The sequence below is a fragment of the Chryseobacterium sp. C3 genome, from assembly GCF_014218905.1.
Classification (GTDB): Bacteria; Bacteroidota; Bacteroidia; order Flavobacteriales; family Weeksellaceae; genus Chryseobacterium; species Chryseobacterium mucoviscidosis.
In genome coordinates this window covers 569,178-584,383 of record NZ_JACLCU010000001.1, presented here as the reverse complement: position 1 = coordinate 584,383, position 15,206 = coordinate 569,178, and the positions used below count along the sequence as shown (strand labels likewise).

Below are 15,206 nucleotides of genomic sequence, written 5' to 3'. Positions count from 1 at the left end.
ATACAAATATTAATATGAGACTTAGTAACCGCAATAAAACTTCGGTATACAGCTTCATTAGTACTTTATTGGCTATGCTTTTAGTCGGAGGTATCGGAGCTTATATTTTAGAAGAGTATAAGTTTAGGATCTTGGGAAGAGAAGAATTACTATTGATTTTTGTTCCAATTATTTTGGTAGTACTCTTTTATTTTAACGGAAGGCAGATCTTTGAATATGACAGTGATGGAGAAGCTCTGCATTTCAGAAACAGGAACATTATTCCTTTTCTGCAAAAACCGTTAAGTGATGAGTTTCCGAAATACAAACTGCAAAAATTTGAGGTTGTAGATCTTTTCTTTATGAAAAGACTTTATGTTACGATCTCAAGCAAAAACAGCGGTTCTACCATTTTGAGGTATGAAATTTCATATCTTACCAAAAGAGAAATTAGTGATTTAAAAGTTTCCTTAAATAAGGTCGTTAAGGCCAATAAAGAGAAAAAGAGTTAATAAATTAAAGAATGACAGAAGAATACTCGCATGAAGGCGAAAGCTTAAAAAAAGTTTCAGGACTGTACAAAGACTGGTTCTTGGATTATGCTTCTTATGTAATTTTAGACAGGGCAATTCCATCGGTTTATGACGGATTTAAGCCTGTTCAGCGAAGGATCATGCATTCCATGCGGGAGCTGGAAGACGGACGTTATAACAAGGTTGCCAATATCGTTGGAAATACCATGAAATATCACCCTCATGGTGATGCTTCCATTACGGATGCGATGGTAGGAATCGGTCAGAAAGAACTTTTGATCGATACACAGGGAAACTGGGGAAACATCTACACCGGAGATTCTGCGGCGGCGGCGAGATACATCGAAGCCCGATTAACCCCTTTTGCTCTCGAAGTGGTTTTCAATCCGAAAACAACGGAATGGGCAAAATCTTATGACGGCAGAAATAATGAACCGATCGATCTTCCCGTAAAATTCCCGTTGCTTTTAGCGCAGGGCGTTGAAGGGATCGGAGTTGGACTTTCAACCAAAATTCTTCCGCATAATTTTAACGAACTTATCAATGCTTCCGTAGCATATCTGAAAGGCAAAAAGTTTGAGCTTTTCCCCGATTTTATGACGGCGGGTTATCTGGATGTTTCAGAATACAACGACGGACACCGTGGCGGAAAGGTAAGAGCCAGAGCCAAAATTTCACCTTACGATAAGCATACCCTTATTATTACGGAGCTTCCGTATTCTAAAACCACAAGCGATCTGATTGATTCCATTATTAAAGCCAATGAAAAAGGGAAGATCAAGATCAAAAAAATTGAAGACAATACTTCAGATAAAGTTGAAATCCTGATCCATCTTCATAATGATGTTTCGCCGGATAAAACCATTGACGCTTTATACGCTTTCACCGATTGTCAGGTCACCATTTCTCCGAATGCCTGTGTGATTGTCGGCGATAAGCCGATGTTCCTGAATGTTTCTGAAATCCTGAAAATGAATACAGATCATACTGTTTCTTTGCTTAAAAAAGAACTGGAGATCGAACTTCATGAGCTTCAGGAAAGCTGGCATTTTTCTTCATTGGAAAGAATCTTCATTGAAAACAGAATTTACCACGATATTGAAGAGGTAAAAACATGGGAAGATGTTCTGAAAACGATTGATGAAGGGCTGAAACCTCATACCGGACATCTTTTAAGAGCCGTAACGGAAGAAGATATTTTAAAACTGACAGAAATCAGAATCAAGAGAATCTCAAGGTTCGATTTAGATAAATTTAAAGAAAATATCGCTGCGCTGGAAGGTAAGATCGAGCAGGTGAAACATCACCTTGCAAATCTTATTCAGTATGCGATTGATTATTATCTGAACATTCAGAAAAAATATGGTAAAGACAGACAGAGAAAAACTGAACTTAGAATTTTTGACACGATCGATGCGACAAAAGTTGCGGTTGCCAATGAAAAGTTCTACGCCAATTTCGAAGAAGGATTTATCGGAACTTCCCTGAAAAAAGACCAGTATTTGTTCGACTGTTCGGATATCGATGATATTATCACCTTCCGAAAAGACGGAAGCATGAAAGTGGTAAAAGTGGAAGCCAAAACGTTTATCGGCAAAGATATTCTCCATGTTGCGATCTGGAAGAAAAACGATAAAAGAACGGTCTACAACATGATCTATCGCGAAGGAAGGGAAGGACCTTATTATATGAAGCGTTTTTCCGTAACTGGTGTTACCCGAAATACGGATTATCCTTTAGCTTCGGATAAAAAAGGATCGGAAGTGCTTTATTTTTCGGCAAATCCAAACGGAGAAGCTGAAACGGTGACAGTTCTTCTGAAACCCAATCCAAGAATCAGAAAAAATAAAATGGACATCGATTTCTCAGAACTCGCGATTAAAGGTCGTGATTCCAAGGGAAATCTGGTAACCAAATATTCCGTGAAGAAAGTGGATCTGAAAGAAGAAGGCGTTTCTACATTAGCACCGCGACGAATCTGGTTTGATGATACGGTGAGAAGGCTGAATGCAGACGGAAGAGGGACTTTACTGGGAAGCTTCAAAGGGGATGATAAAATTTTAACCATCAACACCAACGGAGAAGCGAAATTAGTTTCCTTTGATCTCGGAAACCGCTTCGATGACGAATATCTGGTGCTGGAAAAATGGCGTCCGAATCAGCCGGTAACCTGCATCTATTACGATGGTGAAAAAGATATTTATTTCATCAAACGGTTTTTATTCGAAAACACGCCGAATGTGCAGACTTTTATGCCTTCGGAACATTCGAAATCGTTCATTGAAAATGTAATTGTTGCCAACGGAGCCACTGCCGAAATTATTTTCGCAAAAGACAAAGGCAAAGAACGAGAGCCGGAAGAAGTGAATATCGATGAATTTATTGCCGTAAAAGGAATCAAAGCCATCGGAAATCAGTTTACCAAATTCAAGGTGAAATCCATCAACATCAACATTCCTGAACCTGTGGAAGAAGAACCGGAAGTATATGAAGAACCGGAGCCTATGGCGGGATTTGATGAAGACGGAACCATTGGAAACCTGTTTCAAAATGACGATAATACAGAACATTAAATGTTGAGAAAATGAATATTTTAATAGCAATCATTATCATAACCGCAGTAATAAGTTTTGCTGCTCCTATGGGAAGTGCCAACTTTGAGAAATACAAATTCAGCGTAGGCGCCATATTAAACAGGAAAGAATATATCCGTTTGCTTTCTTCAGGATTTCTGCATGCCGATATTATGCATCTGGTCTTTAATATGCTCACCTTGTATTTTTTCGGTCCGGTTGTTATTAAGGGATTTGGAAATCTGGGTTTTCTGATCATTTATTTCGGATCAATCCTGCTGGGAAATATGTTTTCTCTATTTGTTTACCAGAGACAGCCTTGGTATTCAGCCATTGGCGCTAGTGGAGGAGTTTCGGGAATTTTGTTCGCCTCTATTGCCTTGATTCCGCATTTAGAAATCTATATGTTTTTTATTCCCATCGGAATTCCGGGATATATATTTGGTCTTGTGTATTTCAGCTATTCTGTTTATATGATGCTGAATCCTAATCACAACGATAATATCGGTCATGCCGCCCATTTAGGAGGAGCATTTTTCGGACTTATTTATGCCGTTGCCAATCAGCCACAGGCGGCGATTGAAAATTCAATGTATCTCGGAATCATGTCGCTTCCTTTAATTTATTTGGGGTATGAGATTTTTGTGAAGAAAAGAATTGGATAAAAGATATATTATAAAAAAGTCAGCAAGATTAATCTGCTGACTTTTCTATTTTATATACCGTAATATTTTATAGATTTTTGTTTTAATGGATTTGTACTCCATTCTTTCCATTCCCCTGTATAAGGATCGTAGCCGCATTTCAAGGGTTTGGAAGTATCCAGTCCATCAGAATTACTATGTGATTGTTCAGTATATGCTCTGCAATCTGTACAAATATATCTGAATTCACAATCTCTGCATACTTCAATATTATCCTTTGTTAAGTTCCAGTATTTTTTGAATTCTGTATGATTTAAGGCTTCTTCTAAAGATAATTCTTTGATATTACCATAACTCTGCGGCATGGCAGGACAATTTTTAATATTGCCGTATTTATCTATTGATATTTTTTTGTGAAGACAAGAATTATAATTCATTGCTTCTACGACCTTTTGAATATTCGTATTAAAGTATTTTAGATCCACCTTTCCACAGGAATTTATATTTATCATTTCTTTTGTAAAAGAAATTGTAAATTTATATTTATCCATAATTTTGAAAGGATTTTTTTACAGCCGTAAAAAGGAAAATGATAAATTCTTTTACAAAAATTCTCTACAGTTTCAAAAAATAACTCGTTATGAATTTCTTTATATTCAGAAATAATTTCTATAGAAGTAATGGTAGAATCTTTGAAAGATTGTTCAATATATTGAATATCATTAATGTCTAATGTACGATAATAATAGATAACAATATATTCTGTACCCAATAAAGATAATGAATGGCTTACTTTCGACAAAAGCTTAATATCATCAAGCTCTATATAAGCGTTCGTAATATTATTTGGAGTAAGAAACTGGTGAGAAAGTGGCGGGAAATTATTATCCCAATCATTTTTTGAGATAAAGCCTAATTCTTTTTCCAACAGTACCTCAATATATTCCTTTACAAACTTTTGAGATTCTAGATCATAAGAAGCGATTACTTGCTCTATGGATAATTTTTTAAGATCATTAATAATCTCATATATTTCTAAAGGGTATAATTCCGACTTTTCTCTCTGTAGATCTGAAATTAGCACTCTTTGGAATCCTTTAGTAACTTGAATGTTACTAAACAAATTAAAATAATTCACAATAATCTGGTAATATGTTTATAAGGTTTGGATCTCACCATATAGTCTGTTTGATATTTTTCACATTCTAAAAAAAAAGTAAGATTAGATTTATTTTTGATAATTATTTTACTCTTTTTAAATTCAATATAGTTAAATATAAGTGGTAACTTATTTTTTTCTTCAATAAATTTTTTCATAAACTTTTAGCAATTTCATAGTCCAAGTTATAATTACAGTGAAACGACACATTGCCAAACTGCCCAATAGCATTAACTTCCAAAAAATAAAATTTCTCCCCACTTTTAATAAAATCTAAAGATCCGGAAGTTAAACCAAGCTCGGTCATTAGTTTGATAATTTTTTTTTCTATTTCTTGAGGAAGATTATACCGAACATTTCTATTTGGCTTTTCCTTGTTATATCTTCTATAATCTACTTTTGTCTGATTGTCATTTTGAGAAAAAATAGCCATCGACCACATTTTGCCATGAAGATAAAAAGTCCTTATTTCAAAATCTTTTTCAATCTTTTGCTGAAAAAATGTAATAAAAAAATCTTCTTTTTCTTTTTTCTCAATTATTGAAGTATAAATGAATCCATGATTTTCTGGAAACTCCAGAATACAATTTCCTGCTATAGTTTTAGTAATAGTATCCTCAATATTCACCTGATTTGTGTTTTCAGCCAGAAAATATTCAGGAACATCAAAACCTGTTTTTTTTGCAAGATCTAGAACTATAAGTTTATTAACATGATAATTACTTTCTTTATTAATGTGCCTTTTGTTTTCAAGGGAACTTCTAACGTAATCTTCAAGCCAATGCTGATATTCATTCATGTGTAAATTAACAGCAGAATCCATATATTTCATCCTTTCAAATCTTAATCCGCCTCTTCTGTACCAAACACTTGTAATATCATCTATAAAAAAACAGTTTCTTTGGCTTTGGATAAATATTCGCTTATTTTCGATCTTAGTCTCGAAGATTTCATCTTCATGCACTCGGATGAATTTTTTGTTTAAATAAATTAGCCAACGTATGATTTCAGTTGTTGTTCTTTCGTTATTTTCAGAAATTACGAGTATCATAATTATTGTTTGAAATAATCATTATATTTTTTGAAGTGTTCAGAATTTTTGGTTTTTGAGACCTTACTTTTGGTTATTTACTAATTTTTCTAATATTTTTCTTGTATACTTTTGTCCTATAGAACTTCCGTAAGAAGAGAAACTTATAAAATTGCCTTCTTTATCTAAAATCAAACTTGTAGGATATGAAGATATTTCCATTTTATGTAATAAAGCTTTTTGATTAGATAAATGGATAAAATTAAATGTTCTTTTTTCCAGAAATTTCTTTACAAGCTTTTCATCATCAAAAGTAATGGCAACAAAATTTACTTTATCTTTATATTCTTCCTGAAGTTTATTCAAATCTGGAATTTCTGCCACACAAGGACTACAGTTAATAAACCAGCAATTGATAAAATAAGGTTTTGAAGTGTCTATATTTTTGTTAGATTTTATGCTTTTTAGCGAAGTGAAATTAACATTCTTTTTAAATATTTTTTCAAAATAGGTTTGATAGTCAAAGTAATGCTGTACTGTATTTGTTGATTTAATCTCTAAATGGGGCAAAACAAAAGTGCTGTCATTTTTTTTAAAAACCAATGCTATAACTTCTGTAACTTTTCCCTTTACAGAAACGCTGTCTTTAAAATTTTTATAAGCAGCTTCATTTAGAGCTTTATCTCCTGTTATAAGATAGTATTTGTTTTGGGAAAAACCTAAAATTGTGAATAAGATAAAAAATAGAGAAATTGTTTTTTTCATCGTTTTAATATTTTAAATAATCATCATGAATTTTTTTACTATGCTTCAGACTTGGCATTCCTATTTTTTTTCTATTTCTATTCACTAATGCAGAATCCTTTATTGGTACATTAGAATAGGTGCCATAAGAGTCTTCATTAGTCATTAAACTATGCTTATCAATCATTTCTGCGTAATTATCAGGTTCACATTCTCCAGATTTTATATATTGCAATATTTTTTCTTTAAGATATGGATACTGTTTTTCATCTGCCATATGATTTAAAAGATTTCCCATGGGCATAAAAATATCATTATTCCCCCAAAGTCCTATTTTTTGAAGAGAGGGGAATCCATAATTATTGAAAGCCCATACAAATAATTGGGCATTTTTTTTATCATTAATAGTTTGCTGTTCTCTCACATATTTAGGAGTTCTAAATTCACTATTCCTGAAAAATGCAATGGAGAAAGAATCTACTAATCTTTTGTTTAAACTTTTTTCCAATCAGTTATCCTACTCTTTATTTCTAAGCTGTCAATTCCATATTTTTTATATAAAGCAAAAAAATCTTTATCCTTCCTGTTGTACTTCCAATTAGGAGCAACCAAAGGAATCAATTTGTAAAGACCTTCTTTCCCACCAAAATCTTGATGATATTTATCAGACAGAAAAATATAAGTTTCATATTCTTTTATAAGGTATGAATTATGAGGAGGATATTTTTTAAACAAATTTTGATACATTGCAAGAGCTTTGATAGTATCATTTTTTATACGATAAATGCTGTCTATTTGGTTAACTTCATTCAGATAATTGATGTGATTTAATGATGTAGACTTTCTTACTTGACATGAAAATACAATGATTAGAATAAAACCAAAAAAAAAGTTTTTTTGCATAGATTACAATTTTAAGGACAAATTATAAAATGTTGAACTTGTAATAAATATTTAAAAATGAGTTTGTTTTAAAATAAAACAAACTCATTCTTTAGATTAAAGTTCCTTTAGGAATATACTCACTATGTTGTTTTCGTGGGTATTTGAGTTCCACAATCTTCTTCTGCTGTTTGGCGTTGACTGGAAGTTCCATCATTAAAATAATGATCTATATCGGCACAATTCCATTGATCACAAGATGATGTTGACCATGATTCATTCGTTTGTGTGCCTGTACCTCCAGATATTAAGCCCAAATCTTTTAATTTCTTGTTTTCCAAAGAAGAAAAATTCTTCTTCATACCTGATAATTTTTTCATCGTAAAAATTTTTAATATTTTTTGCCACTATTGACAATTCAAAAATATCAAAGAGGTTGGAAATAAATATATGGTTTTTATGTGAATTTATGTGAATATTTTAGCATAAAATATTACATTTGTTATTTATAATTTGTAAGCACAATGATAAAAACTAAACTTATTAACGCAAGAAAAGCAAGAGAATTTACACAGGGAGCAATGGCTAGAGAATTACACATGACGCAATCTCAATATCAGAGAAGAGAGAAAGGAGACATTATGATCTCTGATCTCGAATGGGAAAAAATAGCTAAAATATTAAATATGAATATCGAAGATATAAAAGAAGAAGACAAAAATAAACAGATCATCAATAATTTTGATAATAATGAAGGACATTACTTTGGAAGTAATAATTACTTCTATAATATTCCGGAGTTTATTTTAGAAAATCAACAGGAATACATCAACTTACTAAAAAAAGAAATTGAAGAACTCAAAGAAGAAAATAAGGCATTAAAAGAAAAATTGAATAACAAGTAGTCAGCAAAACAAACTGTAAATTATTTTGGTTTTCCAACATCTTTTCAATTATTAAAAAATTACAGGTCTATGAAGTAATACAATTTACTTTACTTTATAAACTGGTTAAATAAAAAGCCGCCCCAGAAATGAGACGGCTCAACAAAATGTTAATGACCTGATTTTATTTATTTTTTGATAATCTTCTGATGAATCATTTCCTTATTGGTTTTGATCTGAACGAAATAAATACCACGGTTAAATTCTCTGATGTCTACATTTTTAATATTTCCTCTGATGGTCTTTAAGACTTCACCTCCGTTGTTAATAATCTGTACCCATTCCACAGTATCTTTCGTGGATATACTGAAAGAATCTTCTACAGGATTCGGATAAATTGTTAACTTCTGAGATGCTTTATTTTCCTGAGCCGCTAAAATAGTGGCAGAAGCATATTCCGTTTTAATGTAGAATAAATTTGCTACGCTTCCTTTGGTAATGGAATGCGAACCTGCCGGAATATTTGAAACGTTCACGATTCCTGAAGAAGCAGTATAAGAAACATTATCCACCTTAATTGTTCCGCCGAAACTAGGATCAAACACAAGTGTAAGCGAGGACGGAGCAGTAGTTGTATAAGTAATTCCCGTTGCAGATTCTATCTTTAATCTTTTCGTTAAAGTTAATCCATTATAGGTTGCAGAGCCGTCCGTAGAATTCATATTTGCAGATGTAAACGTATAGAAAGAACTCGTTAAATTGGATGTTGTGAAATTGTGAATTTCATTTCCCTGCGGATTGGTTCCTGTTGGCGTAATCGAAATACTGCCTGTTCCTGAGATCGGAGTTCCCGAAGAACCGATTGTGGTTATCGTAAAATCCAGATCCGCAGTCGGTGTTCCGGAAACAGTAATTGTTTTTGCCGTAGTATTTTTAACAAAGCTGATTCCCGAAGCCGGAAGTCCCGTTACCGTAGCATCGGTTGCTGTTCCTCCCCATGTAAATACCATCGGAGCAATTGCGCTTCCCGAAGCGACGGTCTGATCATTATTGGAGGCAATCGTTAAAGTCTGTGAGCTTACCGGAGCGGCAGTTTCTCCCTGCACGGATACAAGCGAAGACGTATAATTTTGCAGCAAAGCCATCAATCCTGTATTTACAGCATCAGAAGTATCATCAACAGCGTTATTGAAAGTCCAGTTAATATCTCCGCCGGAAACTCTGCCGGAATATTGCGTTGTTTTGTCTTTTGCAGTTGCTGGAGCATCCGGAACCAGAGCGTTAACATACAATGTATTGTCCGTATCGAAATTATTGTACGTTCCGTTTCCCTGTAATGCTTTAATGTTGGTTCCTAAAACTTCATTTCTCGAGGAAGCCACATAAGCATCAAAATGGCTTGCTGCTGTGGAAGAATTGTAAGGAATGAAAGCAGTCTGTCCCGTCATAAAATTATTAAAAGCTTTTACAACGCCTCCGTTTTCTCCTGAAAAAGTTCCGGTTGCACCATTGGCAACATCAGTTCCCTGCTTGGAGATCAGGATTGGATATTTAGCATTTCTGAAATAATTTCCTTCTACAAAAACCGAAGAGCCTAATGTAGAACCCACTCCGTATTTAGAATTTCCATCGTAATAATTGTTGTAAACATGGGCAGAATAATACCTCACTCTCGGATGTCTGGAATCTGAATGATCAAACCAATTGTGATGATAAGTAATGTACAATCCCGAAGTCGTTCCTTCGCTTAAACCCAGAAGACAGCTCTTTCCGTTATCCCAGAAATGGTTGTAGGAAAAAGTAATGTAGGTAGATTTCTTTGCATCCAGCGCACCGTCTCCTTTTGCCTGATCTGCATCACCTCCCGGTTTTCCGTAGAAAAGATCACAATTGTGCGCCCAGATATAACTGTTATCCTGCTGTAAACTCAGATTGTCTCCTTCCGCAGCATCAGTCAGCATAAAACCAAGATTTCGGACTTCAATATTGGTGGCATTTTTAATTCTGATTCCCCATCCGTTGATCAGGGCATCCGAACCGACACCTTCCAGAGTAATTGAACTTGCAGCGATATTTTTATTTTCTACAACCGCATCTCCGTTTAGCAGATAACTGGGATCGGTTATGTTTCCTATAAATCTGATGGCGAGAGGACGTGTGTCATATCCCTTTTTAAAACCATCCAGAATCGTCTGCAAACCAACACATGGATTCGCGGTAGCTCCCGTTACATTAAGCGAAACCGTATTTTTATTATTTTGAGTTATATAAAGAACAACGGCATTGGCTTTTAAAGTTCCGTCCAGATTGTAAGTACCGGGAATTCTTCCGTTGCTGTGTGCAAAACCGTTTCTGTCATGAGGAAGAACGGTAACCGAACCTGAAACTGTGGCAGTTCCTTCCACATTATTTGTAACAGGAGCTACTTTTATGGTGTAGTTTCCGGGGCTTAATCCTAAAATATCTGCACGAAAGTAAGAACCGTAATTTCTGATTAACTGATTATCAATTATTTTGTTGGTAAAACCGCCGCCTGTGTAATATACTCTGTAGCTATCGGCTCCGCTTACGGGATTCCATTTTACGTAAGCTGTTTCCAGCCATCCTGTAGCCTGTGTAATCGTTACCTGTGCATTCAGCAGAAAAGAGCCGAAAGCCAGAATAAAAAAAGATAAGAGCTTTTTCATGATTAATAATGTTTTAATAGTTTTAAAATAAATTTAACAATGTGTAATCGATTACACACAAATATATATAAATATTTAAATTAAATCTTTTTGTTGTGAAATTTGTTTGAAAAAAGTTTTAAAACCCTTTATTGTTCAATGATTGGTGTGATTTGTTGAAAATTGTTTAATCGTATAACCTTAATTAAAGCTGATGATTTTGGATTACCAAAAAATCAATATAAGTACTGAAAAGCTATTTTGTTATAAAAAATTAAACGGAGATTGGTTAAAATCCAGTTAAGTTTTTTAAAGTTTATATGCAAGTTTAATTGAAACCTAAAATAAAAGATGAATCTGTATGAATTTTTATTTAAAATGAAAAGATCAAAAAATGAGCTTAAAATTTATCAAAATGTTGTGTTCTTTAATTGTGAAGTTGTTTAAACTAATTTCAGAATTAACCACAAAAGGCACAAAAGACAATATTAAAGCGAATTTCCAGAATAATCAAAGCACTCAAAAGAATAAAAATCAAAGATTTTTAAAAACTATGGTGAGCTTTTTCATTTACAATGATCAGCCTTAAATAAAAGTTTAGTTATCTTTTGTGAGTTTTGCGGTTAAATAAAAAGTTTTTTGATTGTCCGTTTATTAACCTACAGCTTCGACAGGCTCAGCTTGACATCGCTAAAAATCAAGCATTTAGTATTAGAGGTGTCACACTGAGCTTGTCGAAGTGCCTGTTATAAATAATTGATTTTCATATCAGTGCATAGTAATAGGTTGTTTAACGGATATTCAAAATTTATAATAGCTTTGGCTAAAGCCAATTGTTTTCATCATTATTAAATTAGTTAAAGTTCAGGAACGCTAAGCATCTCCAGAATATGATTGCTAAACATATAAAAATCCATAGAGTTTTATTTAAACAGTCATCAACCATTCATATTTACTTTCTTCCAAAAATAAACCGGTCATTTTCCGATAAATCTTTAATCAATGCTGATTCTTCAAAATCATTACGATATAAATCCAGTGTTTCTGAACCTAATTTCTGGTTGATTTCCAAAAATAACAATCCGTTTTTATTCAGGTATTTTTTAGAATCTTCGGCAATTTTTCTATAAAAAATCAATGCATCGGAAGTAGGAGAGAAGAGTGCCATGGTCGGTTCAAAACCTTTTACGGAATGTTCTATTTCCTGTTCTTCATCGATTGCGATGTAAGGCGGATTTGAAATAATGATATCAAAGCTTTCTTTTAAATCAAAATTCAGATAATCCGCATGGATGAAATTGATAGTAAGCTGATGAAATGCTGCATTTTTTCTGGCAACTTCCAGTGCTTTTTCAGAAAGATCGATAGAACTAACTTCCGCCTGCGGAAAATGTTTTTTCAAAACCAACGGAATGATCCCGCTTCCCGTTCCGATGTCCAGAATTTTTAAATTTTGAGCATCAAACGCTGAACTTTTAATGTTTTTTATTGCCAATTCCAGAAGTTCTTCCGTTTCAGGACGGGGAATCAGCACATTTTCATTCACAAAAAATGTCATTCCGTAGAAATCTGTTTCGCCTAAAATATGTTGATAGGGTTTTGAAGTTTTTAGCTCTGAAATAACTTCAAGAAGCCTTTTTTCATCTTCCAAAAGCAATTCCTGTTCTGCAAATCTTCTCTGGTCAAAAGCATCAAACCCAACAATTTTTTCGATGAATATGGAGCTTAAAAAAGTGCTTTCCGAATCGGTATACAACCCGGAAAGTTCTGTTTTAAAGCGTTTTTTTAATGCGGAAATAGTCATTTATCTTACAAAAACCAGTTTGTTTTCAGTCGATTTTTCTTCATTAATCAAATAACCTTCGTAGTTGAAAGCCTTCACATCATCCAAAGTCTGTGCGTTCGTCTGTGCGCAAAATCTTGCGACTAAACCTCTTGCATGTTTTGTGTAAACCACAATGGTTTTCAGTTTCCCCTCTTTCATTTCATAAAAATCGAAATCAATAATTGGGTGATTCAGCTTTTTACGGTCAACCGCTTTAAAATATTCATTACTTGCAAGATTCAGGAGGATTTCATTCTTTTTCATTTCATAATTTAGCTGTTCCGTTATCTTTTCTCTCCAGAATTCGTAAAGATTTTTATATTCATCAAATTCAAAAGGTCTTCCCATTTCCAGTCTGTAAAGCATTACTTTATCCGAAGGTTTAAGCAATCCGTATAGTCCGGAAAGAATTCTCTGGTTTTTCTGAAGATAATCTACTGCATCTTTGTCTAATGTTTTGGCATCTAATCCTCTGTAAACCTCTCCTGTAAAGGCAAATAGAGCAGGGGCGGATTCTTTTGCGGAAGGTTTTGCCTTCCATTTTTGGTTTCTTTCCCAGTTTTCGTCTGCTAATTTGGCAGAAATTTCCATCAGTTCCGAAAGATATTTCGGCGATTTCTGTTTTAAATAAGAGTGTATAAATTCTGACTGTTCAATGAATTTAGGCGTTGTGGTTTTCAACAGGTCGGTTGAATTTTCCACATTCATTAATTTGGCAGGGGATGTAACTATTTTCATAATGTTAAAAGGCAGATAAATGTTTGAAATTAATAAGATTCATGATCATCAGTGAGACAAAATCGTACATAAAATGACACATGATTACAATCTTAATGTTAGAATATTTTTTATAAAACAAAGCAAAAACAACTCCAATGAAGAAAGGAATGATCACCTGACTTATCGTTCCATACGTCATGTGAAGAATTCCGAATAGAAAAGCGGAAACTGCAATGCCTGCGTATTGATTTTTATAAATTTTTTCAATTCTCGGCTGCTTATAACCGCGCATCAGAAGTTCTTCCACCACTCCCGCTGTTAAGCAGGTAAAAATAATCAATGGATAATTGTTTTTAAAAATGAATGAAAGCTGTGCGATTTTATCACTTGTATTTTCGTGGGTGATGATTTTGATGAAAAGATTTAAAAAAGCGCCACCGACGGCACAAATTAAATAAAGACGGAGTATTTTTTTCAGATAAAACGTGAAAGAATAGTTTTGGTCTTTCCACAGCAGAAAAGGTTGTTTTTCGATAAGGAAACTGTACAGAAAAGTAATTGCCAAAACCATCCAGAGCACCATTCTGGAATATAAAAATGCAGTTGCAGTAAAGGTTTTTTCTCCCGTCATCATCGTAATAAAAGGAAAAATATACAGCATTACTGCGGCGAGCAAAACAAATGTAAGAAGAATTCCTAAGGAATATTTTCCGTTCAGACTCATACTAAAAACCTTCAACCATCATTTTAAATAAAAAGACAAAGCTTTTTTATAATTAAATATTTCCTTTTCCCTGACGGATAATTTCAGGTTCTCCCGAAGTAAGGTCTACAATCGTGGATGCCATATTATCTCCATAACCGGAATCAATTACGATATCAACCAGATGATCGTATTTTTCGGCGATCAGTTCAGGATCGGTAGAATATTCAATGATTTCATCATCATCTTTAATGGAAGTGGAAGCTATGGGATGTCCCAGTTTTTCAACAATTAATTGTGGAATCGGATGATCGGGAACACGGATTCCGATTGTTTTGTGTCCTTTGTAAGCCAGTGGCAGACTTTTATTGGCATCCAGAATGAAGGTAAAAGGTCCCGGAAGATGGCTTTTCAGAAATCTGAAGATAGAAGTGTCAATCGGTCTTGTAAAATCCGAAAGATGGCTTAAATCATTACAGATAATAGAGAATTTTGACTTTTCGAGCTTTATTTTTTTGATCTGGGCAAGCTTTTCCATCGCTTTAATATCAAAAATATTACAGCCTAAAGCATAGACGGTATCGGAAGGATAGATAATTAATCCACCATTGTTTAAGGTTCTAATAACCTCATTAATAAGGTTTTCCTGAGGGTTGTCCGGATAAATTTTCAATATTTTTGCCATACCTCAAAGATACGAATATTAAAATAGTTTTCATGAAAGTCCTTTATTTAAAAGAAAAATTAGGAGTTTTAAAAATAATTCGTATATTTGCAGTCCAATATCGCGGGATGGAGCAGTAGGTAGCTCGTCGGGCTCATAACCCGAAGGTCATCGGTTCGAGTCCGGTTCCCGCTACTAAG

The 15,206-nt window shown here is 33.8% G+C and carries 16 protein-coding genes and 1 tRNA gene; 5 read left to right on the top strand and 12 right to left on the bottom strand.

Going from position 1 to position 15,206, the window contains the following annotated elements; translation table 11 throughout:
• Positions 1-14 precede the first annotated feature (14 nt).
• Genes H6W53_RS02680 through H6W53_RS02670 form a run of 3 tightly spaced genes read left to right on the top strand, consistent with a single transcriptional unit; the run spans position 15 to position 3,750 of the window.
• Positions 15-491 carry a hypothetical protein gene (locus H6W53_RS02680; protein ID WP_185204759.1) on the top strand — a complete coding sequence of 159 codons (477 nt, stop codon included), beginning with the start codon at positions 15-17 and terminating at the stop codon, positions 489-491.
• Positions 492-502: 11 nt separating this feature from the next.
• Positions 503-3,085: a DNA gyrase/topoisomerase IV subunit A gene (locus H6W53_RS02675; protein WP_185204758.1), complete on the top strand. Its 2,583-nt coding sequence runs from the start codon at positions 503-505 to the stop codon at positions 3,083-3,085.
• A gap of 11 nt (positions 3,086-3,096) precedes the next feature.
• Positions 3,097-3,750, top strand: a complete 654-nt coding sequence (locus tag H6W53_RS02670) for a rhomboid family intramembrane serine protease (RefSeq protein WP_185204757.1) — start codon at positions 3,097-3,099, stop codon at positions 3,748-3,750.
• A gap of 50 nt (positions 3,751-3,800) precedes the next feature.
• Here the strand turns inward: H6W53_RS02670 and gwsS are convergent, their stop codons facing one another.
• The 7 genes from gwsS to H6W53_RS02640 all read right to left on the bottom strand — a co-directional run bounded on the left by gwsS (position 3,801) and on the right by H6W53_RS02640 (position 7,924).
• The gene (gene gwsS, locus H6W53_RS21460; RefSeq protein WP_228457738.1) at positions 3,801-4,280 is read right to left on the bottom strand and encodes a grasp-with-spasm system SPASM domain peptide maturase; all 480 of its coding nucleotides are present in this window, start codon (positions 4,278-4,280) and stop codon (positions 3,801-3,803) included.
• A complete protein-coding gene (locus H6W53_RS21455) occupies positions 4,238-4,813 on the bottom strand; it encodes a hypothetical protein (RefSeq protein WP_228457737.1) in 576 nt (191 codons plus the stop codon). Before H6W53_RS21455 ends, gwsS begins: the two co-directional genes overlap by 43 nt.
• Before the next feature lie 229 nt (positions 4,814-5,042).
• Positions 5,043-5,939, bottom strand: coding sequence for a grasp-with-spasm system ATP-grasp peptide maturase (gwsG, locus tag H6W53_RS02660; RefSeq protein WP_185204756.1), 897 nt, complete (start codon positions 5,937-5,939; stop codon positions 5,043-5,045).
• A gap of 63 nt (positions 5,940-6,002) precedes the next feature.
• A complete protein-coding gene (locus tag H6W53_RS02655; protein WP_185204755.1) occupies positions 6,003-6,683 on the bottom strand; it encodes a TlpA family protein disulfide reductase in 681 nt (226 codons plus the stop codon).
• 4 nt (positions 6,684-6,687) lie between these two features.
• Complete coding sequence (locus H6W53_RS02650; RefSeq protein WP_185204754.1) at positions 6,688-7,170, bottom strand: hypothetical protein; 483 nt, start codon at positions 7,168-7,170, stop codon at positions 6,688-6,690.
• A complete protein-coding gene (locus H6W53_RS02645) occupies positions 7,155-7,565 on the bottom strand; it encodes a hypothetical protein (protein ID WP_185204753.1) in 411 nt (136 codons plus the stop codon). Before H6W53_RS02645 ends, H6W53_RS02650 begins: the two co-directional genes overlap by 16 nt.
• A 122-nt stretch (positions 7,566-7,687) precedes the next feature.
• Positions 7,688-7,924 carry a TIGR04139 family peptide modification target gene (locus tag H6W53_RS02640; protein ID WP_185204752.1) on the bottom strand — a complete coding sequence of 79 codons (237 nt, stop codon included), beginning with the start codon at positions 7,922-7,924 and terminating at the stop codon, positions 7,688-7,690.
• 144 nt (positions 7,925-8,068) lie between these two features.
• Here H6W53_RS02640 and H6W53_RS02635 point away from each other — a divergent pair, with 144 nt between their 5' ends.
• Entirely contained in the window at positions 8,069-8,449 is a 381-nt protein-coding gene (locus H6W53_RS02635) for a helix-turn-helix transcriptional regulator (RefSeq protein ID WP_185204751.1), read from the top strand.
• Positions 8,450-8,616: 167 nt separating this feature from the next.
• Here the strand turns inward: H6W53_RS02635 and H6W53_RS02630 are convergent, their stop codons facing one another.
• From H6W53_RS02630 to H6W53_RS02610, 5 genes are all read right to left on the bottom strand, one after another.
• Positions 8,617-11,115 (bottom strand): T9SS type A sorting domain-containing protein, encoded by a 2,499-nt coding sequence (locus H6W53_RS02630; RefSeq protein WP_185204750.1) that lies wholly within the window; start codon positions 11,113-11,115, stop codon positions 8,617-8,619.
• Positions 11,116-12,046: 931 nt separating this feature from the next.
• Entirely contained in the window at positions 12,047-12,898 is an 852-nt protein-coding gene (prmC, locus tag H6W53_RS02625) for a peptide chain release factor N(5)-glutamine methyltransferase (RefSeq protein ID WP_185204749.1), read from the bottom strand.
• Complete coding sequence (yaaA, locus tag H6W53_RS02620) at positions 12,899-13,657, bottom strand: peroxide stress protein YaaA (RefSeq protein WP_185204748.1); 759 nt, start codon at positions 13,655-13,657, stop codon at positions 12,899-12,901.
• Between the two features lie 4 nt (positions 13,658-13,661).
• Positions 13,662-14,363 (bottom strand): CPBP family intramembrane glutamic endopeptidase, encoded by a 702-nt coding sequence (locus H6W53_RS02615; RefSeq protein WP_185204747.1) that lies wholly within the window; start codon positions 14,361-14,363, stop codon positions 13,662-13,664.
• 52 nt (positions 14,364-14,415) lie between these two features.
• The gene (locus H6W53_RS02610; RefSeq protein ID WP_185204746.1) at positions 14,416-15,027 is read right to left on the bottom strand and encodes an L-threonylcarbamoyladenylate synthase; all 612 of its coding nucleotides are present in this window, start codon (positions 15,025-15,027) and stop codon (positions 14,416-14,418) included.
• 101 nt (positions 15,028-15,128) lie between these two features.
• Between H6W53_RS02610 and H6W53_RS02605 the strand changes: the two genes are divergently transcribed.
• Positions 15,129-15,201, top strand: a tRNA-Met gene (locus H6W53_RS02605).
• Positions 15,202-15,206 lie beyond the last annotated feature (5 nt).

Coding starts and splice junctions, on each gene's coding strand:
- H6W53_RS02680 (WP_185204759.1), top strand. CDS start 15: ATGAGACTTAGTAACCGCAATAAAACTTCGGTATACAGCTTCATTAGT.
- H6W53_RS02675 (WP_185204758.1), top strand. CDS start 503: ATGACAGAAGAATACTCGCATGAAGGCGAAAGCTTAAAAAAAGTTTCA.
- H6W53_RS02670 (WP_185204757.1), top strand. CDS start 3,097: ATGAATATTTTAATAGCAATCATTATCATAACCGCAGTAATAAGTTTT.
- gwsS (WP_228457738.1), bottom strand. CDS start 4,280: ATGGATAAATATAAATTTACAATTTCTTTTACAAAAGAAATGATAAAT.
- gwsG (WP_185204756.1), bottom strand. CDS start 5,939: ATGATACTCGTAATTTCTGAAAATAACGAAAGAACAACAACTGAAATC.
- H6W53_RS02655 (WP_185204755.1), bottom strand. CDS start 6,683: ATGAAAAAAACAATTTCTCTATTTTTTATCTTATTCACAATTTTAGGT.
- H6W53_RS02645 (WP_185204753.1), bottom strand. CDS start 7,565: ATGCAAAAAAACTTTTTTTTTGGTTTTATTCTAATCATTGTATTTTCA.
- H6W53_RS02640 (WP_185204752.1), bottom strand. CDS start 7,924: ATGAAAAAATTATCAGGTATGAAGAAGAATTTTTCTTCTTTGGAAAAC.
- H6W53_RS02635 (WP_185204751.1), top strand. CDS start 8,069: ATGATAAAAACTAAACTTATTAACGCAAGAAAAGCAAGAGAATTTACA.
- H6W53_RS02630 (WP_185204750.1), bottom strand. CDS start 11,115: ATGAAAAAGCTCTTATCTTTTTTTATTCTGGCTTTCGGCTCTTTTCTG.
- prmC (WP_185204749.1), bottom strand. CDS start 12,898: ATGACTATTTCCGCATTAAAAAAACGCTTTAAAACAGAACTTTCCGGG.
- yaaA (WP_185204748.1), bottom strand. CDS start 13,657: ATGAAAATAGTTACATCCCCTGCCAAATTAATGAATGTGGAAAATTCA.
- H6W53_RS02615 (WP_185204747.1), bottom strand. CDS start 14,363: ATGAGTCTGAACGGAAAATATTCCTTAGGAATTCTTCTTACATTTGTT.
- H6W53_RS02610 (WP_185204746.1), bottom strand. CDS start 15,027: ATGGCAAAAATATTGAAAATTTATCCGGACAACCCTCAGGAAAACCTT.